General features: G+C 63.0%; 19 protein-coding genes and 2 pseudogenes. 10 read left to right on the forward strand and 11 right to left on the reverse strand.

The genetic code is table 11. The features are described from left to right. Positions 1–474: pseudogene (locus EOC94_RS31905) on the reverse strand (adenylate/guanylate cyclase domain-containing protein); the annotation flags it as partial. Positions 475–749: 275 nt separating this feature from the next. Then, on the reverse strand, positions 750–1,550 hold the full coding sequence (locus EOC94_RS31910; RefSeq protein WP_127295515.1) for a helix-turn-helix transcriptional regulator: 801 nt from the start codon (positions 1,548–1,550) through the stop codon (positions 750–752). A gap of 114 nt (positions 1,551–1,664) precedes the next feature. On the opposite strand from EOC94_RS31910, the gene EOC94_RS31915 reads away from it, so the two are divergent. Next, complete coding sequence (locus EOC94_RS31915) at positions 1,665–2,525, forward strand: ATP/GTP-binding protein (protein ID WP_127295517.1); 861 nt, start codon at positions 1,665–1,667, stop codon at positions 2,523–2,525. A 44-nt stretch (positions 2,526–2,569) separates the two neighbouring features. Here EOC94_RS31915 and EOC94_RS31920 read toward each other — a convergent pair whose 3' ends face one another. The 4 genes from EOC94_RS31920 to EOC94_RS31935 form a co-directional block, all read right to left on the reverse strand. Continuing rightward, a complete protein-coding gene (locus EOC94_RS31920; protein ID WP_127295519.1) occupies positions 2,570–4,300 on the reverse strand; it encodes a SulP family inorganic anion transporter in 1,731 nt (576 codons plus the stop codon). Positions 4,301–4,427: 127 nt separating this feature from the next. Beyond that, positions 4,428–4,697 (reverse strand): helix-turn-helix transcriptional regulator, encoded by a 270-nt coding sequence (locus EOC94_RS31925; protein WP_127295521.1) that lies wholly within the window; start codon positions 4,695–4,697, stop codon positions 4,428–4,430. Between the two features lie 191 nt (positions 4,698–4,888). Then, positions 4,889–5,587: a phosphatase PAP2 family protein gene (locus EOC94_RS31930; protein ID WP_127295523.1), complete on the reverse strand. Its 699-nt coding sequence runs from the start codon at positions 5,585–5,587 to the stop codon at positions 4,889–4,891. Between the two features lie 12 nt (positions 5,588–5,599). Next, a complete protein-coding gene (locus EOC94_RS31935) occupies positions 5,600–5,938 on the reverse strand; it encodes a hypothetical protein (protein WP_095485095.1) in 339 nt (112 codons plus the stop codon). 207 nt (positions 5,939–6,145) lie between these two features. Here EOC94_RS31935 and EOC94_RS31940 point away from each other — a divergent pair, with 207 nt between their 5' ends. Continuing rightward, positions 6,146–8,167 carry a PhoX family phosphatase gene (locus tag EOC94_RS31940; RefSeq protein ID WP_127295525.1) on the forward strand — a complete coding sequence of 674 codons (2,022 nt, stop codon included), beginning with the start codon at positions 6,146–6,148 and terminating at the stop codon, positions 8,165–8,167. A 377-nt stretch (positions 8,168–8,544) separates the two neighbouring features. Beyond that, positions 8,545–9,582 carry a phosphatidylglycerol lysyltransferase domain-containing protein gene (locus tag EOC94_RS31945; RefSeq protein ID WP_127205162.1) on the forward strand — a complete coding sequence of 346 codons (1,038 nt, stop codon included), beginning with the start codon at positions 8,545–8,547 and terminating at the stop codon, positions 9,580–9,582. A 28-nt stretch (positions 9,583–9,610) separates the two neighbouring features. On the opposite strand, the gene EOC94_RS31950 is transcribed toward EOC94_RS31945, so the two are convergent. Together EOC94_RS31950 and EOC94_RS31955 are read right to left on the reverse strand one after the other, a co-directional pair. Then, positions 9,611–10,372 carry an ABC transporter permease gene (locus EOC94_RS31950; RefSeq protein ID WP_095484692.1) on the reverse strand — a complete coding sequence of 254 codons (762 nt, stop codon included), beginning with the start codon at positions 10,370–10,372 and terminating at the stop codon, positions 9,611–9,613. Next, the gene (locus tag EOC94_RS31955; RefSeq protein WP_127295527.1) at positions 10,369–11,295 is read right to left on the reverse strand and encodes an ABC transporter ATP-binding protein; all 927 of its coding nucleotides are present in this window, start codon (positions 11,293–11,295) and stop codon (positions 10,369–10,371) included. Before EOC94_RS31955 ends, EOC94_RS31950 begins: the two co-directional genes overlap by 4 nt. 457 nt (positions 11,296–11,752) lie before the next feature. On the opposite strand from EOC94_RS31955, the gene EOC94_RS31960 reads away from it, so the two are divergent. The 7 genes from EOC94_RS31960 (at position 11,753) to EOC94_RS31990 (ending at position 19,913) form a co-directional block, all read left to right on the forward strand. Beyond that, a complete protein-coding gene (locus EOC94_RS31960) occupies positions 11,753–13,123 on the forward strand; it encodes a cytochrome ubiquinol oxidase subunit I (RefSeq protein ID WP_095484690.1) in 1,371 nt (456 codons plus the stop codon). After that, positions 13,123–14,127 carry a cytochrome d ubiquinol oxidase subunit II gene (locus EOC94_RS31965; RefSeq protein ID WP_126104183.1) on the forward strand — a complete coding sequence of 335 codons (1,005 nt, stop codon included), beginning with the start codon at positions 13,123–13,125 and terminating at the stop codon, positions 14,125–14,127. The genes EOC94_RS31960 and EOC94_RS31965 overlap by 1 nt, the downstream gene beginning before the upstream one ends. 126 nt (positions 14,128–14,253) lie before the next feature. Beyond that, entirely contained in the window at positions 14,254–16,827 is a 2,574-nt protein-coding gene (locus EOC94_RS31970) for a mechanosensitive ion channel family protein (RefSeq protein WP_127295529.1), read from the forward strand. Between the two features lie 230 nt (positions 16,828–17,057). Next, the gene (locus tag EOC94_RS31975) at positions 17,058–17,828 is read left to right on the forward strand and encodes a transporter substrate-binding domain-containing protein (RefSeq protein ID WP_245465699.1); all 771 of its coding nucleotides are present in this window, start codon (positions 17,058–17,060) and stop codon (positions 17,826–17,828) included. Positions 17,829–17,868: 40 nt separating this feature from the next. Beyond that, the gene (locus EOC94_RS31980) at positions 17,869–18,540 is read left to right on the forward strand and encodes an amino acid ABC transporter permease (RefSeq protein WP_095484687.1); all 672 of its coding nucleotides are present in this window, start codon (positions 17,869–17,871) and stop codon (positions 18,538–18,540) included. A gap of 10 nt (positions 18,541–18,550) precedes the next feature. Further along, complete coding sequence (locus EOC94_RS31985) at positions 18,551–19,210, forward strand: amino acid ABC transporter permease (RefSeq protein WP_127206063.1); 660 nt, start codon at positions 18,551–18,553, stop codon at positions 19,208–19,210. Next, entirely contained in the window at positions 19,188–19,913 is a 726-nt protein-coding gene (locus EOC94_RS31990; RefSeq protein WP_127295531.1) for an amino acid ABC transporter ATP-binding protein, read from the forward strand. Before EOC94_RS31985 ends, EOC94_RS31990 begins: the two co-directional genes overlap by 23 nt. 291 nt (positions 19,914–20,204) lie before the next feature. On the opposite strand, the gene msrA is transcribed toward EOC94_RS31990, so the two are convergent. From msrA to EOC94_RS32010, 3 genes and pseudogenes are all read right to left on the reverse strand, one after another. Next, complete coding sequence (gene msrA / locus EOC94_RS32000; protein WP_127295533.1) at positions 20,205–20,945, reverse strand: peptide-methionine (S)-S-oxide reductase MsrA; 741 nt, start codon at positions 20,943–20,945, stop codon at positions 20,205–20,207. A 184-nt stretch (positions 20,946–21,129) separates the two neighbouring features. Beyond that, positions 21,130–21,420, reverse strand: a complete 291-nt coding sequence (locus tag EOC94_RS32005) for a pentapeptide MXKDX repeat protein (RefSeq protein WP_127295535.1) — start codon at positions 21,418–21,420, stop codon at positions 21,130–21,132. A gap of 261 nt (positions 21,421–21,681) precedes the next feature. Beyond that, a pseudogene (locus tag EOC94_RS32010) lies at positions 21,682–22,053 on the reverse strand (hypothetical protein); the annotation flags it as partial.

Raw genomic sequence — 22,053 nt, forward strand, 5'->3', positions numbered from 1 at the left:
CCCCACCCCGATCGCCCACGTCAAGGCCGCGAGCGCGCCGAGATAGAGCGCCAATCGTGTCGAAAGGGTCAGCGCGCCAAGGCATACGAAAATCAGCAGGAATTTGAAGCTGCCCTCGCGCAGTTGCATCGCGGCCGGCGCGACCTCCAGGGAAAACGGGTTGGGCGTTACCAGCAGAACGGTCAGCAGAATGATGTCCAGCGTACCCACGAGGTAACCGATCCACCATGGCGCGTTGCGACGGCGCGCAAAGAGAAACTGGATCAGGCCGACGAGCTGGAACAGCACGAGGCCCGCCAGCACGAAGAGCAGCGAGGCATCCCAGCGGCTGATCGATGAAAAGAAGCAGGAGATCACGGCGAGCGATGCCGTACGCGCCCAGAACTGCAATGCAGCACCCTGGCGTTCTGCGCGCTCCCGCAAATTTTTCAGGCGCGAATAGCGGCGAAGTTCAAGTGTTGGCGCCGTCGGCATAGGATCACTTCGATTTCACGGGGACGTGTCACGCATTCGGCAAACCCGCCCTCTACTGGCAAATCAGTGCGCGAACTCTACCATGAATGTGGTTTCATTTTTGAAGCGCGGCTGCAAAGAGTAAAAAGTGTCCGGACAAAAGATCATCGTGGAAACTGAAGCAGGACAGGCGGAGGCTTCCCAGTTCAGGTCACCAAAAATGGTGGCAGTCGGCGCCGCCGGAGTGGTGCGCGACAAGCCGCCAGGTACAATCCTGCTCGGGATGATTGGCTGTGTCAGGCCGGCAAAGCACGGCGTCCCTTTGCAGGAGCGACGGGCCGGTCGGACACCCCGGCATCTCGCGGGTGCGGCCCGATCGGCATGATCGCCGGGAACGGCGTCGCGCCAAAGGCAAACGTCCATTTGTAACCGGTGAGCCCGTCTTCGGGCGTCGTGTGCTGATCGTGATGGGCAAGCAATTTGACGCGTTCCGCCAGCTCCTCCGCCTCACGCTTCACCATTTCCGCCGTCTCCGGCCGCATCCGCCTGGAGAAGCTGACGAAGGTCGCCTCCCGCTCCAGATGCGTGATCGCCCAGCCGATAAAATTCTTGTTGGTCATCTCGAACAGCGGCCTGAGCGGCCCTTCGAAATTCCACTGGATCGGCGTCTCGACCAGCAACCTGGCCGACAGGCCGCGGCCAAGCGCGACCAGGCCCAGCTCCTCGAGGTCACGCAGATAGAGGAACATCGAGGCCTCGCTCAACCCTTGTGAGCGCATGATGCCTTCGGGCGTGAATTTCTCGGAGAGCATGACGAAGATGAACAGCAGCGCCGGCCGGCTGGCGAGCTTGCGCTCGATGTCCGACGCGATGTGGTTGGCCGGCCCCGGTCCCCTGTTCATAGAGCCGAGCACGTTTTCCAGTTCCACGCCGGCAGCGGCGCAAATCTCCACCAGCCGGTCGAGCTTGCAGTTGCGCTCGTGGAAAATTCGCTTCACCGTCGGCTCGGAAACGCCCATGCGCTCGGCAAGCACGCGATAGGTGACGCCCTTTGCCTTGAGCGTCCGCTTCAGCGCCTCGAAGATCAGGCCATTCATGCGATGCACCTCTTTTGGGTGGTTTCGTATCGATCTTCGATACTAGCTGCAATCGTTCTTCCCGAAAAGTATCAAGAACCCTAGTTCTCCGCCATCACTACAGGAGAACCAGCCATGAAAACCCTGATCACCTCGACACTTCTCGCCATCATCGGCATCGCCATCGTGCCTGCCGCTCGGGCCGGTGAAATCTGGCGCGCCACTGGCCTCGAACAGCCGGAAACGGCGTTCTTCGACGCTGCCGGCAAGCGCATCATCGTCTCCAATATCATCGGCAATCCCGGCGAAGCTGACGGCAACGGCTATCTGTCAATCCTGTCCCTGGACGGCAAGATGGTTGCTCAGCATTGGACCGACGGCATGGACGCGCCGAAGGGCATGGCCATATCCGGCGGCAAGCTATATGTCGCCGACATCACGAAAATCCGCGTCGTCAATCTCGAAAACGGCAAGCTCGTGTCGACCATCGATGTGCCGAATACCGTCTTTCTCAACGACATGACCACTGACGCTTCCGGCAAAATCTACGTCACCGACATGCTGGCCGACGCGATCTACCGCCTCGACGACGGCGGGCCGGAACTGTTCGTCAGGGATGCGGCACTTGCGTCGCCAAATGGTATCTTCGCCGATGGTGGCCGGCTGATCGTCGCGTCCTGGGGCAAGGGCATCAAGCCGGATTTCAGCACCGCGGAGCCGGGCGGCCTGCTTTCGGTCGATCTCGCCACCAGGACAGTTTCGCACCTGCCCGGCGCGCAAAAATTCGCCAACCTCGACGGTGTCATTGTCGTCGGCGACAGCGTCTACGCCACCGCCTACATGGCCGGCACGCTCTACCGTTACAAGGCTGGCGGCAAGCCTGAGGCAGTCGCGACTTTCAAGCCGGGCAGCGCCGACATCGGCACCGACGGCAAGTCGACCATCTATGTGCCGCAGATGAACGAGGGCGAAGTCGCGGCGCTCTCCCTCGACTGAGCTTCCCCAGCGATTGACCGCCGACCGGCTATTCCGGTCGGCGGTTACTCCGCCTCCGTCTTCCTTGCCAGTTGCGCCCGCGCGTCCCTGATCGAGGCGGCGAATGTCACCAGCGGCCGCTTGACACCGTGCTTGATCAGCATGCGCCGTGTCTGCTGCGAAGCGCCTGCTATTATGAAGCGGACGCCGGCGCGCCTCGCCTTGTGGGCGGCACCCTCAATGACGTTGGCGGCCGTCGAATCGAAGAACGGCACCGCCGAGCAATCGAGGATGAAGTTCTTGCGCTGGTCGGCGATGCGGTCCAGCACCGTGCCGACGGTCGAAGCGGCGCCGAAGAAGAATGCGCCAGAGATCCGGTAGACGACGGTATCGGCGTCGCTCGCCTCGCTGGAATCATAGGCGCCGCCACCGTTGCTGCCGTCAGCGACATCGTCCTGCACCAGCGGCAGGTCGGTCTCCACGGCGATGCTCTTGGCCATACGGTCGATGAACAGGATCGAGCCCAGCGCGAAGCCGACGATGATGCCTTCGGTAAGATCGCGGAACACGACGATCAGGAAGGTCGCCATCAGCACCAGTGCGTCGCCGCGTGAGGCGCGCAGCAGGGTGGCAAAAGCCTGTTTTTCGAACATGTTCCAGCACACCACCGCCAGCACGCCGGCAAGAGCTGCGAGTGGGATGTAGCTGGCCAGCGGCGCCGCCACCAGCATGAAGACAAGCAGGAACAGCGAGTGCAACATGCCCGAAACCGGCCCGTGCGCGCCAGACCGCACATTGGTCGCGGTGCGGGCAATGGTGCCGGTGGCGCAGATGCCGCCGAACAGGGCGGAAGCGATGTTGGCGAACCCTTGCGCCACCAGTTCGCAATTGGAGCGGTGCCGACGTCCCGTCATGCCGTCGGCGACCACGGCCGACAGCAGCGATTCGATGGCGCCGAGCAGCGCGAAGGCAACGGCGTCCGGCAGCACCGCGATCGCCTTGTCGAGGCTGAGCGCCGGCAGCGCCGGAAAAGGCAGGCTGCGCGGAATGCCGCCATAGCGCGTGCCGATCGTTTCCGCCGGCAGCGCCAGCAGCGCCACGACCAGCGAGGCGAGCCCGGCGGCGATCAGCATGCCCGGCCAGCCGGGGCGCCACCGCTTCAGCCCGACAATGGTGGCGATGGTCAGCACCGCCACCAGCGTCGCCGAGATGTTGAGCGTGCCGGCGGCCTCACCGATCGCCACGAGCTTCGGCAGCAGTGGCCCGGGCTCGTTGCCGGCGAGCTTCAGCCCGAACAGTTCGACGATCTGTCCGGAAAAGATGATGATGGCGATGCCCGCGGTGAAGCCGACGGTCACCGGGTAGGGGATGAATTTGATATAGGTGCCGAGTCTGAGATAGCCGATGGCGAGCAGGAAAATGCCGGACATCATCGTCGCCAGAAGCAGCCCATCGATGCCTTCGCGCTGGACCGTCGCCGCCACCAGCACGATGAAGGCGCCGGCTGGACCGCCTATCTGGAAGCGACTGCCGCCGAGCGCCGAGACGATGAAACCGCCGACGATGGCGGTGAACAGGCCGCGCTCCGGCGTCACGCCGGAAGCAATCGCGATCGCCATCGACAGCGGCAGCGCCACGATGGCCACGGTCAATCCGGCGATCGCATCGGCCTTGAAATGCCCAAGCGTATAGCCCTCGCGCAGCACCGTCACCAGCTTCGGTGTGAACAGTTCGGAAAATGCCGGCTTTGCCGGACTTTGGGCCGGTTGATGAATTGCCCGCCGGGTTCGATCCATGGACTACCTTCCGCTCCTGATGCATGTCGCCCAAAAATGCTGAGCGGTTTTGGGGCATGCATAAAACCAAGAAGGCGGCGGGATCGTCGGCAGGACTGTCGGCGGTCGCCGTCGCGACTTTGTCGGCTCAGCCCGGCGGGTTCCGCGGCACGACCGGCTTGAGGCGCACGCCCCTGCCACCGCGCTCGCTGGCCTGGTTCTCGCCGATCAGTTCCACGCCGGCCCCATCGAGGGCCTGGATGACCTTCATCAGCGTATCGACCACGCCCCTGACCAGGCCGTCGCTCGCTTCCATGCGCTGAATGGTTGGAAGCGAAACCCCGGCGCGCTCGGCGAGCGTCTTCTGATCGATGCCGGCCAGCGCCCTTGCGGCGCGCATCTGCGCGGCAGTGATCATCGGCTAAAAACCCCCGTCTGAGTCTGCATTCCCATGTATAATACTATCATTGTGATGGCTCAAGCATCATGATGCATATGTCAGACATGCACGCACCAAGACTGGTTGTGTCCTGCAGAGCCGGCGCGCCAGCTGGGACAGCAGGCCCTCGGCTGTCGAGAATTTTCGAGGAGAATTAGCCGCGGCGTCGTTCAGGCGTCGGTCTGCCCGCGCCATCGCTGCAACGCCCATGCGGCCAGCCAGCATAGCATCGCCCAGGCGAAGCCGGCGCACCACCCGGCCAGCACGTCGGACGGCCAATGAACGCCGAGATAAACGCGGCTGATGCCGACCAGCAATGTCGTCAGTACGGCAAGTGCCAGCACATAGATTTTGGTCGTTCGCCCAGGCAGGAAGCGCGACGCCATGCTGCCCAGCGTCAAATATGTCACCGCCGACAGCATCGCATGGCCGCTCGGAAACGAAAGCGTCGCCACGTCGGCGAGATGCGAGACCAGATCGGGGCGCGGCCGGTCGATTCCGAGCTTCAGCGTGCTCGACAGGGCCTGCCCGCCCGCCACTGCCACGAAAACGAGAAACGCTGGTCCCGGTCTGTGGATCAGCAGCAGATAAACGATCACCGCAGCAGTGATCAGCACGAGCACGCTGGCGCTGCCGAGGCTGGTGAGGTCGCGCATCGCTCCTTCCAGCCATGGCGGTCCGATCGGATTGTCAGGCTGGCCCGCTTCACGGAAAGCGAGCAGGATTTCCGTATCGAAGGCGTGCGGCGTGGTGTCTCGCGCCACCTCCATCAGCTCCTCGAACCCCCACAATCCGCCGGCGATGACCAGTCCGGCCAGCAGCACCGGGAATTCGATCCAGTTGAGCAACTTGTTTGCGGTATTCTTCATCGACCCTCGCAATTACAATTTTTGCAGATAGGGTCCGAGCGTTATCAGCGCCACAGCTGCGACGGCGAGCACGATGCCAGTCGCCTGCAACGCATTGACGCGCTCGCCGAAGAAGACCAGGGCCACGACGTTCACCGACACCAGCTGGATCACCGCCGACAGGCTGAAAGACACCGACATGCCGAATTCACGGATCAGCCTCAGCATGATCAGATTGCCCAGCGAATAGAGCGCCAAGGTCAGAACGATCTTGCCGAGGCTCGGCGCCAGTCCCCATTGCTTCGCCGCCGTCGCCGCCAGCAGGAAGATCACTGTAGAAATGCCGAGCTGCCCCAGTCCCCAAAAACTCACTTTTTGTCCCTCTCGAAGCGGTGCTTCCGCGCCTGCAGCAGATCTTGTTTCCGAAGCATCGGTCGCGGTCAAGCGGGGCTGATCATGGACATGAAATCGGGGCTGGAAATTGGCCGGCAACGTCATCAAACTGTGATCTCCCGGCGATACGCGGTCAGTCAAGCAAGACGCTCCAGCCATCCCAAAGAAGCCAGAGGCAAGCCCCCCATGACTGAACATCGCTCGACTGAACATCGCTCGACCGAACATCGCTCCCCCGACGCCCAGTTCCGCACCAGTCTGCTCGAGGAAAACGATGGGCCAGGAACCAATCCCACTGACAACAAGACGATGGGCGAGATCATCGCCGCGCGTTTCTCGCGCCGCGGTTTTCTACAGGGATCGCTCGCGGCAACCGCCATCGCCGTCACCGTCAGCCCGCTCGCGCTGATCCTCGCCGACGATGCCCGCGCCGCCGGCGGCTCGGCCTTCACGTTCGACGAGGTCGAGGCAGGTGTCGACGACAAGCATCATGTCGCTCCGGGCTATGACGCCGACGTGCTGCTGCGCTGGGGCGATCCGCTGTTTGCCGATTCGCCGGAATTCGATCCGACTAAACAGTCGGCGCAGGCCCAGGAAAGACAGTTTGGCTACAACAACGACTATGTCGGCTACATCCCGCTCGACGGCTCGGCCGAGCATGGCCTGCTGGTGGTCAACCACGAATACACCAACCCGCATCTGATGTTCCCGGGCCTCGTCACCATCGTCGATGGTGAGGCCAAGCAGGCGCCGCTGAGCAAGGAACAGGTCGATGTCGAGATGGCCGCGCATGGCGGCACCATCGTCGAGATCCGCAAGGTATCAGGCAAATGGCAGGTGGTGCGCGACGGCAAGCTCAATCGCCGCATCACCTCCAACACCGAGATCGCGCTGTCCGGCCCCGTCGCGGGCCACGACCGCGTCAAGACCAATGCCGACCCGACCGGCACCAAGGTCATTGGCACCGTCAACAATTGCGCCGGCGGCGTCACGCCCTGGGGCACCTATGTCATGGCCGAGGAAAATATCCACGGCTATTTCTCGGGCGAACTGCCGGCCGGTCACGCGGAAGCGGCCAACTACAAGCGCCTGGGCATTCCCGAGGGCGCCTATGAGTGGGCGGCGCATTACGACCGTTTCGACCTCGGCAAGGAGTCGAACGAGGCCAACCGCTTCGGCTGGATCGTCGAGGTCGACGTCAACGATCCGACTTCGACGCCGAAGAAGCGCACCGCCATGGGCCGCTTCAAGCATGAAGGTGCTGAATCGATCGTCGCCAAGGATGGCCGTGTCGTCTTCTATCTCGGCGACGACGAGCGTTTCGACTATGTCTATAAATTCGTCACCACAGGCAAATTCAACGCCGAGGACCGTGCCGCCAACCTGGATCTTCTCGACGACGGCACGCTCCATGTCGCCAAATTCGCCGAGGACGGGTCGGTCGAATGGCTGCCAGTCGTCTTTGGCCAGGGTCCGCTAACCGCCGAGAACGGCTTTGCCAGCCAGGCCGACGTGCTGATCGAGACCCGCCGTGCCGCCGACCTGCTCGGCGCCACCAAGATGGACCGCCCCGAGGATATCCAACCCAATGCCGCCAATGGCAAGGTCTACGTCATGCTGACCAACAATTCGAAACGCAAGGCCGACCAGGTCGACGCCGCCAACCCGCGCGCCGAAAACGCCTTCGGCCACATCATCGAGATCGTCGAGGACGGCGGCGATTTCACTGCTGCCAAGGGCAAGTGGGAAGTGCTGTTGAAATGCGGCGACCCCGCCGTGGCCGAAGTCGGCGCCACCTTCTCGACCGCAACGACCGCCAATGGCTGGTTCGGCATGCCGGACAATTGCGCCGTCGATGCGGCCGGCCGGCTCTGGGTTTCGACTGACGGCCAGGGCCCGAAGGCGACCGGCCGCACCGACGGCCTGTGGGCGGTCGACACCGAAGGCGAGGCGCGGGCGACATCAAAGCTGTTCTTCCGCGTGCCGATCGGCGCCGAAATGTGCGGCCCGCTATTCACGCCGGACGACCAGACCGCTTTCGTCGCCGTCCAGCATCCGGCCGATGGCGGCGAAGACTGGGAGCCTTTTGGCCGTCCCTCTTACTATGAGGACTTGTCGACCCGCTGGCCCGACTTCAAGCCCGACATGCCGGTGCGGCCGTCGGTCGTCGCCATCACCAAACAGGGCGGCGGCAAGATTGCGGTCTAGAGCAATTCCAGGAAAAGTGTGAAACGGTTTTCCGTCCGGAATTGCGCAAAAACAAAGAGATAGAGCGGTTCGGCGTTTCCGTGAAACGATGAGGCGCTCTAGAGCACATCTCGCTCCAAGGTCCACGCTGACAAATCGTGAAGGAGGGGTTTCGGCGCGACCGAAGCCTCTCCTTTTTATGCCCAATTGCCAGTTTATGCCCGATTGATGGGCTTCCGTTCCGTTCTCGCTGCCACCAATTCATCGGTGCTCACCACGCCGGTTGCGCTCCAAAGGGGACATGCGCGATATGACCGACAGTCAGACCGCCCAATGATTCGAAGCCCGTGGGCTGACGGGTATTCCCAATAGCGAAGCGCGGCACGCGGAACTCGACCATGCCCTCCTTGCGCATTCATTTCGACCGCCTGCTCGAAGGCGCAGCGCCGAAGGTGGAGCGGCGGGAGCTGACGCATGTCGAGCGCCTGGCGCTGGTGCGCCGGCATGGCGATTTTTCGCTCGCCTATTCGACCGCCGTCCAGCGCAACCTTTCCTATTTCGGCGACGCTGACGGCTACATCGCCTTCGGCACCAAGATGAAGCACCATTTCGCGCTTGGCGACCCGGTGGCTCACCCGCCCGATCGGCCCGACTACATCAGGCGTTTCGTCGAGGCCGCCGGTAACCCGTGGTTCGTGCAGATCGGCGAACAGACGGCGCGCGTGCTCGCCGGGCTCGGATACCAGGTCAATCGTCTCGGCGTGGATACGCGGCTGGTCCTGCCCGCCCATGATTTTTCCGGAAAGCGCAACGAAACCGTGCGCTATTCCGAGCGCTGGCTGTTGAAGAAGGGGTTTTCCTTTGCCGAGGACAAGCGGACCATCTTTCTCGACGAGATCCAGCGGCTATCGCAGAACTGGCGGGCGGACCGCATCGTCAAGCGATGGGAGATGGCCTTCCTCAACCGTCCCTTCAGCGATCATCTCGGCGTCGACATGCGCCGCTTCGTCCTGCATGGCCCCAATGGCGAGCTCGTGGCCTTGCTCGACTTCGATCCCCTGTTCAGCGGCGGCGAGGTGATCGGCTACACCACCTCGTTCAAGCGCAAGCACGTCGATGCCACGCCGCATGCCGAGATCGGCCTGACCAAATTCGCGGTCGACCGCTTCCGCGAGCAAGGCATCTCCGTCGTCACGCTCGGCCTGTCGCCGCTTGTCGACATCGGACCCAGCGGATTTGCCGAAAGCGACTTCTGGCGCACCTCTTTCCAGCGCGCCTATGGTTCGCCATGGATCAATCGCCGCAAGTTCAACCTGCAGGGGCAGGCTGCTTTCAAACGCCGCTTCCACGGCATCGAGGAGCCGACCTACGTCGCCTTCCGCAAGGGGACCTTCGTCGGGATGCTGGGGCTGCTCCGCTTGGTCAAGTCCATTTGAAAGCGGCCATTTGACCGATTTGGCGGGGTCAGTTCCGCAGCCGGTAGCCGGTCCTGAAAATCCAAGCGACGATCGCTATGCAGATAAGCAGGAAAACGACGGTCATGCCGAGGCTGATGCCGATCGACACGTCGGACTTGCCGTAGAAACTCCAGCGAAAGCCGCTGACCAGATAGAGGACAGGATTGAACAGCGTCACCGTGCGCCAGATGCCGGGCAGCATGTCGATTGAATAGAAGCTGCCGCCAAGGAAGGTCAGCGGCGTGATGATCAGCAGCGGCACCAGCTGCAGCTGCTCGAAGCTCCTCGCCCAGATGCCGATGATGAAACCGAACAGGCTGAACGTCACCGCCGTCAGCACCAGGAAGGCGAGCATCCAGAACGGATGCTCGATGGTCAGCGGCACGAACAGTGACGCGGTCGCCAGGATGATCAGGCCGAGTATGATCGACTTGGTCGCCGCACCCCCGACATAGGCAACGATGATCTCCAGATAGGACACCGGCGCCGACAGCAACTCGTAGATCGAGCCGACGAATTTCGGGAAATAGATGGCGAAGGAGGCGTTGGAGATCGACTGCGTCAGCAGCGACAGCATGATCAGTCCCGGCACGATGAAGGCGCCGTAGCTGATGCCGTCGATCTCGGTGATGCGCGAGCCAATGGCCGAGCCGAAGACGACGAAATAGAGCGATGTCGAGATGACCGGTGAGACGATGCTCTGCAGCACGGTCCGAAAGGCGCGCGCCATCTCCATCTTGTAGATCGCCCAGACTGCTCGCAGGTTCATGCGTCCTTCCTCACCAGATTGACGAAGATTTCCTCGAGCGAGCTGTTTTGCGTGTCGATATCGCGGAACTGGATGCCGGCCGTCTCGAGGTCGCGGAGCAGCGAGGCGACGCCCGGCCGTTCGCTCTGGTTGTCATAGGTATAAGTCAGTTGATCACCGTTCGGCGAAAGCTCCAGCGCATAACACGAAAACGTCTCGGGTATGGCGGCGAGCGGGCTGCGTAGCTCCAGCAACAGTCGTTTGCGGCCAAGCGTGCGCATCAGTTCGGCCTTGTCTTCGACCAGCACGATCTCGCCGCGATTGATGACGCCGACGCGGTCGGCCATCGCCTCGGCCTCCTCGATATAGTGCGTGGTCAGGATGATGGTTACGCCATCCTCGCGCAGCCGGCGCACCATCGCCCACATGTCCTGGCGCAGCTCGACGTCGACGCCGGCTGTCGGCTCGTCGAGGAACAGCACCCTCGGTTCGTGCGACAGCGCCTTGGCGATCATCAGCCGCCGCTTCATGCCGCCGGACAGGGTGATCGCCTTGGCGTCCTTCTTGTCCCACAACGACAGGTCGCGTAGCACCTTCTCGACGAAGGCGGGGTTGGCCGGCTTGCCGAACAGGCCGCGGCTGTAGCTGACAGTCGCCCATACGCTCTCGAACGCGTCGATGGTCAGTTCCTGCGGCACCAGCCCGATCAGGCTGCGCGCAGCCCGATAATCCCGGCTGATATCGCGGCCGTCCACGGTGACCGTGCCCGACGAGCGGTTGACGATACCGCAGACGATCGAGATCAGCGTTGTCTTGCCGGCGCCGTTCGGCCCGAGCAGCGCAAAGATCTCGCCGCGCTCGATATCGAGGTTGATCTCCTTCAGCGCCTTGAAACCGGTAGCGTAGGTCTTGGTGACCCCGGAAATGGAAATGATGGAGGGCATGGCTGAAAAACGGCTGCTTGAAAGAGGTCTGTTGATTTTAATCCGCTGAATGTCGGTGCGCGCAGCCGGAAGTCAATGGCACTCCTGACAGTTCTGGACATTGGCCCGCGAAGACGCATCCACCCCTGCCGCAGTCGTGCGGTCGCACGCCGGTCTGTTCACCAGGCGATACAAGGCAGAGCCGCACCGGTCGGCAATGCCGCCGCAGACGGAAAAGCGAGCCTTTTCCTGTCCGAAACGGATGAACGGCTCAACAAGTACAAAGCTCGGAACCTTGCGGTCCAAGCGGGTCGGAACGTTCACCGTGATGACCAACCAACCCACAGATCATCTAGTCCAGGATCAGGGATGAATAATCCCGTCCTGCGGCGTTCCGCCTCGCGTGACGCCACGCCGCTTTGACCGTTCGGCGCATCCGGCCTATCTTCCGCCACATAAGCAGCAGCCGGAACCCGCTATGGACCCGCTCATCCTTTCGCGCATTCAGTTCGGCGCGAATATCTCGTTCCATATCCTGTTTCCGGCTATCACCATTGCGCTTGGCTGGATGCTGCTGTTCTTCAAGCTTCGCTATAACGCCACAGGCGATTCCGCCTGGATGCGCGCCTATTTTACCTGGGTGAAGGTGTTCGCGCTGTCCTTCGCCATGGGCGTGGTTTCGGGCGTCACCATGAGCTTTCAGTTCGGCACCAACTGGCCGGGTTACATGAAGACCGTCGGCAACATAGCCGGCCCGCTGCTCGCTTATGAGATCCTCACCGCTTTCTTCCTCGAGGCAGCGTTCCTCGGCATCATGCTGTTCGGCTTCCGCCGCGTCTCCAACCGCATCCACACAATGGCAACCGTGCTGGTGGCCGGCGGCACCACCCTGTCCGCCTTCTGGATCATAGCGCTCAATTCGTGGATGCAGACGCCGGTCGGCTTCGAGATGCGCGACGGGGTCGCCCACGCCGTCGACTGGTGGGCCATCGTCTTCAATCCGTCCATGCCCTACCGGCTCGTCCACATGCTGCTTGCCTCCGGCCTGACGGTTTCGTTCCTGATCGCCGGCCTGTCGGCGCTGCGCTATCTCTATGGCGACCGCTCGGAATCGATGTGGAAGGCATTGCGCACCGGTGTCTTCACTGCGGCGATCCTGATCCCCATCCAGATCTTCGCCGGCGACCAGCATGGCCTCAACACACTGGAGCATCAGCCGCAGAAGATCGCCGCCATGGAGGCCAACTGGAACACCGGTCCCAACGTGCCGCTGGTCCTTTTCGCGCTTCCCGACGAGGCGGCCAAGGAGAACAAATTCGAGCTGACCATCCCCGACGGGGCCAGCCTCATCCTCAGGCACAGCGCCAGTGGGGTCGTGCCGGGGCTGAACGACTATCCCGGCAATCATCCGCCGGTCTTCCCGGTGTTCTGGGGTTTCCGCATCATGGTCGGTACCGGCATTCTGATGCTTGTCGTCTCCTGGTCGGCGGCCTTCTTCCTCAAGCGTCGTCATAGCCTGCCGAAGCCGCTCGCCCTGGCAATGGTTCCGATGGCGTTGTCCGGCTGGCTGGCGACGCTGGCCGGCTGGTACACCACCGAGATCGGCCGCCAGCCCTGGCTGGTCACCGGCGTGCTGAAAACTGTCGATGCCGTCGGCCCGGTCGCCGGCAGCCATGTCGCACTGACGCTTGCGATATACCTCATCCTCTACGTGCTGCTTCTGATCGCCTATCTCGGCGTGCTGGTGCATCTGGCGCTGAAGGCAGCGAAGGACGGCGACGCCTCGCCGCTGCCCGGCGTTCTCGACGCTCCGCTGTCGCAGCCGGTTGCCCAACCAGGAGAACGGTGATGACCTTCGATTGGCCGACCCTGCTCCCTTTGATCTTCGCCGGCCTGATGGGCCTCGCCATCCTGATCTACGTCATCCTCGACGGCTTCGACCTCGGCATCGGCATCCTGTTCGCAGTGGCCGAGGATGCCGAGCAGGACACCATGATCGCCGCGATTGGCCCGTTCTGGGATGCCAACGAGACCTGGCTGGTGCTGGCCGTCGGCCTGCTGCTGGTTGCCTTCCCGCTGGCGCACGGGCTCATCCTCGGCGCGCTCTATATCCCGGTCTTCCTGCTTCTGGTCGGCCTGATCCTGCGCGGCGTCGCCTTCGATTTCCGCGCCAAGGTGCCGGCCGGCAGGAAGCACCGCTGGAACCGCATCTTCTTGCTCGGTTCCGTCATTGCCTCGCTGGCGCAGGGCTACATGCTGGGCGTCTATGTGCTCGGGCTCGATTTCGGCCTGGCGGGCATCGCCTTCGGCGCGCTGGTGGCGCTCTGCCTTGCCGCTGCCTATGCGGCGATGGGCGCGGCTTGGGTCATCTACAAAACGGAAGGCGACCTGCAGAAGAAGGCGGTGCTCTGGCTGCGCAGGGCGCTGGTGCTGACCGCGCTAGGCATGGTCGCCGTCTCACTGGCCACGCCGCTCGCCAGCCCGCGTATCTTCGACAAATGGTTCGTCTGGCCCGCCATGCTCTATCTGTCGCCGCTGCCGATCTTGTCGGCGGTGCTGTTCGGGTGGCTGTGGTGGCAGACCTTCCATCTGCCGAAGGCGGACGATCGCCATGCGCTTATGCCGTTCCTGACGCTGGCCGCCATCTTCACGCTCGGCTTTGCCGGCCTAGCCTGGTCGTTCTATCCCTTCGTCGTGCCCGACAGGCTGACCATCTGGCAGGCGGCGTCGGCGCCCGAAAGCCTCGCCATCATCCTGGCCGGCACGGTCGTCGTGCTGCCGATCATCATCTTCTATTCGTTCTATGCCTATCGCGTCTTCGGCGGCAAGGCGACGGATCTGACGTACGATTGACCGGCAAGCGCCGCGATCCGGCGGTGTTCCCATGACCCAGCGGAAATAGAATATTCATCTTCCGGGGCAATAACCCTTCTTCGACAGTCCGGCCCCTGCTGCGCGGGCGAGAAGAAGGACAATGCAATGAGCGGTGTCCCCGTCGCATCAGATCGAGTGGCCTTGGTCCTGATCCGCATGATCGCTCTGATCGCGGCGCTTGCCTTGGCCGGCCTGCTGCCGTTCCTGCAGCCGGCGCATGCCCAGGAAACGGCCAACTGGACCGGTGCCAACTGGACCGGTGTTTGGGACACGAAATGGCGCGGCGGCGGCGCCGAGATCACGTTCGAGCAGACCGGCGCCGAGGTGAAGGGCGTCTACCCGCTCTATAATGGCCGCATCGAGGCAAAGGCCGAAGGTGAAAAGCTTGTCGGACGCTGGTTCGAGGGCAATCGCCAGGGCGCTTTCCTCTTCGTTCAGTCGCCCGACGGCGAGAGCTTCATGGGGCGCTTCGAAACCGCTACTGCCGAATGGTGGACAGGCGTGCGCGTCAGCGCCGTCGAGGAGATCCGTGTCGACCAGACCAGCCCGATGACGACCATGCGCTCGTTCCTGCAGGCGATGAACGAGAGCGGCGCCGACAATGTGCCGCGCGCAACCGGCGGCGGCATGGGCCTCGCCGCCCGAGCGGCCGGGTTGGTCGATGTCGCCGACGCCGACCGTGGCGGCCTCAACATGCCCGACTACACCAAGCTTCTGTTCAATGTCATCGACAATGCGACCTTCCGCCTCTGGAGCCTGCCGCATGACGCGATCGCGGGCGACGAGGTGAGCGCCAAGCTCCAGCAATATGGCACCAACGTCTCCTTCGACGTCACCTTCCGCCGCAGACAAGGCGAGTGGTTCATCGTCGGGCCGCCGCTCGGCCCGCTCCAGGCCAAGCTCGCCGAATTCCAGGCGGCCCGCGGCGAAGCCGTCGACATGGTCGACAGTCCGAGCAAGCTTGCCTCGCCGCGCGATGCGTTCAAGGTGCTGCTCAGCGGCGTCACCGAGGCCGGCGACCCGGCACAGGCGGCGCTTGATCTGCGCGATTACACTCCAGCCGTGCGCGCCGACGAGGCGGTCCTTCTCGAGCGCTATCTGAAGAAGGTCATCGATCGTATCGGCTATGTCTACTGGCAGGAAATTCCGGACGATCCCAAAAGCAACGCGCCCTATGTCTATTTCGAGCATCCGTCCGGCAACATCGTCATCGGCCCGGTGGAAACGGACCCCGCTGGCACCGGCAACGGCAAGATCTGGCAATTCACGCCCGAGACGCTCGCCAACATCCGCACGCTCTATGCCGATGTGGAAGAGGTCCCGGTGGCGCCGGAATTCGCCGCTTTCGCCAGCAACGACCCGTTCTTCGCCACGCGTGGCCTGGCGCGCGAGATCAGCCCCCGCCTGCTCACCCGCGCCGGACCGATGGAGCGCTGGCAATGGTGGATGCTCGGCCTCGCAGTGCTGGCCGGCATTGCCTTCGGCTTCATCGCCAATGCGGTCATTTCCTTTTTTGCGCCCAGTCAGAACCGTTCGCAGCGGTCGGGTTTCTTACGCGTCGTCGAATGGGCGGTGCGCGCGATCTTCCTCGGTCTTTTCCTTTTGGTGGCATTGCGCCCGCTTGGCCTGCCGCAAGTGGTCGCAGCACCAGTGAAGGCAGTGGCCTGGAGCCTGATCGTGATCGGCTTCGTTCCGGTGGTCTGGCATCTGATCGGCAGGATCGCCGATCGTTACCGCAATATGTGGCAGGTGCCCGGCTATCACGACACGCTGATCTCGCTGTCCACCGGCGTGGCCCGCGTGGCCGTGCTGGTCGTCGCCTTCCTGCTGTTGGCCGAAGTGCTTGCCATCCCCTATGAAGGCGTCATCGCCGGCCTCGGCATCGGCGGCCTCGCCGTGGCGCTGGCGGCGCAGCCGACGCTGCAGAATTTCCTCTCCGGCCTCACGCTCTACGCCGACCGGCCGGTCAGCGTCGGCGACTTCTGCAAGTTCGGCGGACAGTCGGGCACCATCGAGCATATCGGCATGCGCTCGACCCGCATAAGATCGCCCGACCGCACAGTCATCTCGGTGCCCAATTCGGACTTCGCCGGCATGCAGATCGAAAATTACGCGCATCGCGACCGCACCCGTTTCGCGACGACGCTGCAATTGCGCTACGAGACCACGCCCGATCAGTTGCGCTATACTTTGGCCGAGCTGCGCAAGCTGCTGATCGCGCATCCGCGCGTCATCGACGATCCGTGTCACGTGCGCTTTGTCGGCTTCGGCCCCTATTCGCTCGACATCGAGGTGTCGACCTATGTCATGACGGCGGACGGGTCCGAGTTCCTCGCCATACGGGAGGACATCCTTTTGTCCATCATCAACATCATGGACGATGCCGGCACGCAGTTCGCCTTCCCCTCGCAGTTGGAGTACACCGCCGCCGATCTGCCGGCCGACGAGGAAAAACGCATCGCGGCCGAAAAACGGGTCAGCGACTGGCGCGAGGCGGAAAACCTGCCTTTCCCCGACTTCAGCCAGATCGAGAAGCTCGCCCTCAACAACACCCACGCCTATCCGCCGCAGGGCTCGGCGCATTTTCGCGAGACGAAGCCCGCCCCGACATCGACTGCGGCCGGGGCCACGCCGGAAAAGCTGCGCTGGAGCCTGCCGTGGCGCAAAGGGACGGCATAGCGGACCGTCCGCTCCGCACGACGCCAAATCCGCCACAAGAATTATCTGCACAATATTTAGGCAACCTGCCAGTCGGGCGGCATGGGTCGCGAAAGCGGCCTTATCCAATCCTACAGGGGAAGCCCGATTCCCGCCGATTTCGATGGTTTGGCATGTCTGTTGCTTTGCCCTGGCGACCAATTGGTTTTGTCCAGTCAAAGGGGAAAATAATGAACCGTCGCAATATGTGCATGCTGGCCTTGGCCGCCGTGGTCGGGATGGCCATGGCCCCGTCTTCGCGGGCGCGGGCTGACGCCTTGAGCGACATCGGCGCGCGGGGCACCGTCCGCATCGCCGTTCCACAGGATTTCCCGCCCTTCGGCAGTGTTGGCGCCGACATGACGCCGCAAGGCTACGACATTGATATCGCCAATCTGATTGGCGAAAAGCTCGGCGCCAAGGTCGAGATCGTCCCGGTCACCAGCGCCAACCGCATTCCCTATCTTCAGACCAACAAGGTCGACCTGGTCATCTCCAGCCTCGGCAAGAATCCCGATCGCGAGAAGGTCATCGACTTCTCCGAGGCCTACGCCCCCTTCTACAACGGCGTGTTCGCTCCGGCGGATGTCGCGGTCGCAAAGGCGGAAGACCTCGCCGGCAAGACCATTGGCGTCACCCGCGGCGCGATCGAAGACCTCGAACTGACCAAGGTCGCGCCCGCGAGCGTTGAGATCAAGCGCTACGAGGACAATAACGGCACTATTTCAGCCTTCCTTTCGGGCCAGGTCGAGGTGATCGCGACCGGGAATGTCGTCGCCGCCGCCATTATCGAAAAGAACCCGCCCAAGCGGCCCGAGCTCAAATTCCTGATCAAGAACTCGCCTTGCTACATCGGCATGAACAAGGAGCAGCCGGCGTTGATGGCCAAGGTCAACGGGATCATCGCCGCCGCCAGGTCCGACGGCGCCCTGAACGCGATTTCGCAAAAATGGCTGAAGGTGGACCTGCCGGCTGACCTGTGATCGCCGCCCGCCGCGTGTGGTTTAGGTCAGACAGCAAGCCATGACCTATCAGTTCGATTTCGGCTGGCTGATCGATTCTCTGCCAGTGCTGCTCAAGGGCATACGGATCACCGTGCAGCTCATCCTGATCGGCGCGGTGTTCGGCGTGGCATTGGGCATAGCCTGCGCCTGGGTGCGCGCCCTCGGGCCGAAATGGCTGAAACCCGTCGTCGCGACCTATGTCGAGCTGATCCGCAACACGCCCTTTCTGATCCAGCTGTTCTTCATCTTCTTCGGCCTCCCATCACTTGGCATCAGGATGTCGGAACTGAGCGCGGCCAACCTCGCCATGATCGTCAACCTCGGCGCCTACAGCTGCGAGATCATCCGCGCCGGCATCCAGGCCACGCCACGCGGCCAGTTCGAGGCCGGCGCCAGCCTCGCCATGACCCCGTTCCAGACCTTCTGGCACGTGGTTCTGGTCCCGGCGCTGCAGCGCATCTGGCCTGCGCTGTCGTCGCAGATCGTCATCGTCATGCTTGGTTCTGCCGTCGTCTCGCAGATCGCCGCTGAGGACCTGACCTTCGCCGCCAACTTTATCCAGTCGCGCAATTTCAGGGCCTTCGAAACCTACATCGTCTCTACCTTGATCTACCTGGCCCTCGCGATCCTGCTGCGCCAGATGCTGGCTGGCCTGGGCTGGATGCTGTTCCTGAGAAAGGCGTCGCGATGAGACATGCGCCATGACCGAGTTCAGCTTCTGGGACATCCTGCGTAACCTGCTTTTGGCCGCCCGCTGGACCGTTGTCCTCTCGCTGGTCTCCTTCATCGGTGGCGGCATCGTCGGCGCGGCCCTGCTTTTCCTGCGCATCGGCGGCCGGCGTTGGGCACGGCTTCTATCACGCGGCTACATCCAGCTGCTCCAGGGCACGCCGCTCCTGATGCAGCTCTTTCTCGCTTTCTTCGGCCTTGGCCTGTTCGGCATCGACGTTCCCGCCTGGCTTGCCGCTTGTGTCGCGCTCATCCTGTGGACCGCCGCCTTCCTCGCCGAGATCTGGCGCGGCTGCGTCGAGAGCATCGCCAAGGGCCAGTGGGAGGCGTCCGCCAGCCTCGGCATGGGCTATCTCCAGCAGATGCGCTACGTCATCCTGCCGCAGGCGCTGAAGGTGGCGGTGCCGCCGACGGTCGGCTTCTCGGTGCAGGTGGTGAAGGGCACTGCGCTCACCTCCATTATCGGCTTCGTCGAATTGTCGAAGGCCGGTTCGATCGTCACCAACGCCACGTTCCAGCCGTTCACCGTCTATGGCCTGGTCGCGCTCATCTACTTTGCTTTGTGCTGGCCGCTGTCGAAATCCAGCCAGCTCCTGGAAAGGAAGCTCAATGTCGCTCATCGCAATCACTGAGGTGAAGAAGCGCTTCGGCGACAATGAGGTGCTGAAGGGGATTTCCATCGACATCGCGCCGGGCGAGGTCGTCGCCATCATCGGCAAGAGCGGTTCGGGCAAGTCGACGCTGCTGCGCTGCATCAACGGGCTGGAGACCATCGATGAAGGCTCGATCGTCGTCGCCGGCGCCCAGTTCCTGCCCGACGAGGTTCATCTCAAGGCGCTGCGCCTGAAGGTCGGCATGATTTTTCAGCAATTCAACCTGTTCCCGCATCTCACGGCCGGCGGCAATGTCATGCTGTCGCAGATGGTGGTGAAGAAGACGCCAAAAAAGGACGCCGAAGCGGTCGCGCGTAAAATGCTCGACCGCGTCGGTCTCGCCCACAAGTTCGACGCATTGCCGGACGAATTGTCCGGCGGCCAGCAACAGCGCGTGGCGATCGCCCGGGCGCTCGCCATGCAGCCCATCGCGCTGCTATGCGACGAGATCACCTCGGCGCTCGACCCCGAGCTCGTTGCCGAAGTGCTGGCCGTCGTCAAGGAATTGGCTGCGGAAGGCATGACGCTGGTGATGGTCACCCATGAGATGCGCTTCGCCCGCGATGTCTGCTCGCGCGTCGTCTTCATGCATCAGGGCCGCGTCCACGAGATCGGCGCCCCCGAGGACGTCTTCGCCAACCCGAGGACGCCGGAGCTCAGGCAATTTCTGGGCGTGCAATAATCCATGTCGCCCAAAAGTGCGCAGCGGTTTTGGGACAACGACAAGAACCGCTGCACAGCAACGCCGGCGATCCTTCACGCCCCCCTCTGGCCTGCCGGCCATCTCCCCCACGAGGGGGGAGATTGGATGTCACCTCGGCCTTCGCCAATCTCCAACGTTGAAGGAAGGGCGGGATGGCAAAGCTGCCGATCTCCCCCCAAGTGGGGGAGATGTCCGGCAGGACAGAGGGGGGCGCTGTCCCGCCGACGTCTGATGGGCAGGCGTCGCCGTCCGCCGCCCGCGAAAAGAAAATCAGCTCTTGTTGGCGGCCAGCACCAGCACCGGCTTCTCGCTGTAGAGATCCGGAAAGAGCGTCTTCAAATTCTCGACCTTGGGCAGGTCGTTGTAGACGATGTAGGGATAGGTCGGGTTCAGCGTCAAAAAGTCCTGGTGATAGTCCTCGGCCGGATAGAACGGCTTTCCGGTCTCCAGCGTGGTCACGATCGGCTCCGGAAACACTTTGGCCTTGTCGAGCTGGGCGATGTAGCTCTCGGCGATCTTCTTCTGGGCGTCGCTTTCGGCAAAGATCGTCGAACGGTATTGGGGGCCGCGGTCCGGACCCTGATAGTTCAGTTGCGTCGGGTTGTGCGCGACCGAGAAATATACCTGCAGCAACTGGCCGTAGGTCACCTCTGTCGGCTCGTAGGTGATCTCGACGGCTTCGGCGTGCCCGGTCCGGCCGGTGCCGACCGTCTCGTAGACGGCGGTGTCCTTGCCGCCGCCGGCATAGCCGGAGACGGCGCTGGTCACGCCCCTGACGTGCTGGAACACGCCTTGCACGCCCCAGAAGCAGCCGCCGGCGAAGACCGCCTTCTCGGTGCCGCCGGCGGGTTCCTCGTCCATCGCCGGCGGCGGGATCACCACCGCCGCCTCGGCCGAGATCGCCGGCGTCTGCCACAAGGCGGCGCCGGCCGCCGCGAGCATCAGCGCCGCAAGCGCGCTCCTGACGAAGCTCGTCGACCACCTCGCAACAGGTTCTCGAATACCGGTCATGTCTGATCTCCCATGATGGTGTTGTGACTATAGAACATTTGGGTCAGCCGGCGTCTCACATTGCCGTGCATATCGGGCCGTGCGTTTTTGGATTGCTGCGCCGGCGCAGGTTGCCCGCGCCGGGCCGCCAAGGCCGTCCCCGACCTGGACAGGGACGGCCAGGGACTGCCGAGGCCGACAAGACCTACTTGGCCATCCCCATCGCGTCGCAGGCATTCGTTGCCTCGTCCTTCTTCATCGCGTCAGTTTCCATGGCTGCCTTGTCCATGCAGTCCTTCATCTTTTCGGCGGCCATCGGGTCGGCCGGCTTCATCGCGTCGGTGGCCATGGCATCGGCGGGCTTCATGGCATCGGTGGCCATCGGGTCAGCGGGCTTCATCGCATCCTCGGCGCGGGCGATGCCACCGGCGAAAAGCGCCGTCGAGCAAAGCGCGAAGGCAAGCGCCGGCAGCGTCAGGCGGGTGAAGTCGGTCATGCTGGTCTCCTCTGGAGTTGGTGGCGCGCCGGAAATGGCGATCCCATCAGCTCTTCGCCGCGACCTGAGACTTCGTTACAGCCATCACTGCTTCGTGATCGGTTCGCCCCGGTTTTCACCGCCAGCGCGATCCCCCAGGGACGATCGAGTCGCCGCGACAGCGGCCCAAACGACAACGCCGCCCGAAGGCCGGGCGGCGTTTGTGATGGGACGATGCGATAGGAGGTCTCTTTTGCGGCGCGCCCCGCTATGACCGCCGGCCTATTGTATGAGCACCGTTTCCGAAGGCCGCTTGTTGAAGGCGCACTTGCCGGTCACGGTATAGAAGAAGTCGGCGTTGGACACTGGAGCCGGTACCGTGTTGCCGCCGTCTTCCCAGGCCTGCACGCTGGGTTGGCCGCATGGCACGGCGGTGAAAATGTCCACCGTTTTGCCTTGCCCGACTTCGACGCTGTCGATGTACAGCCGGTTGGACGTCGCCGTATTGTCCGATCGCAGAGTTGTTTTCGTGCCCGTGGGCAGGTTGCCGCCGCCAAGACCAGGATTGGGATTCGGAATCTTCATCTCCAGATAGAGCTTGTCCATCAGGCTGACGTCGATCACCGCGCCAGCGCCAGTGGCGGGGTACATGGT

The organism is Mesorhizobium sp. M6A.T.Ce.TU.016.01.1.1 (assembly GCF_003997065.1).
GTDB lineage: Bacteria > Pseudomonadota > Alphaproteobacteria > Rhizobiales > Rhizobiaceae > Mesorhizobium > Mesorhizobium mediterraneum.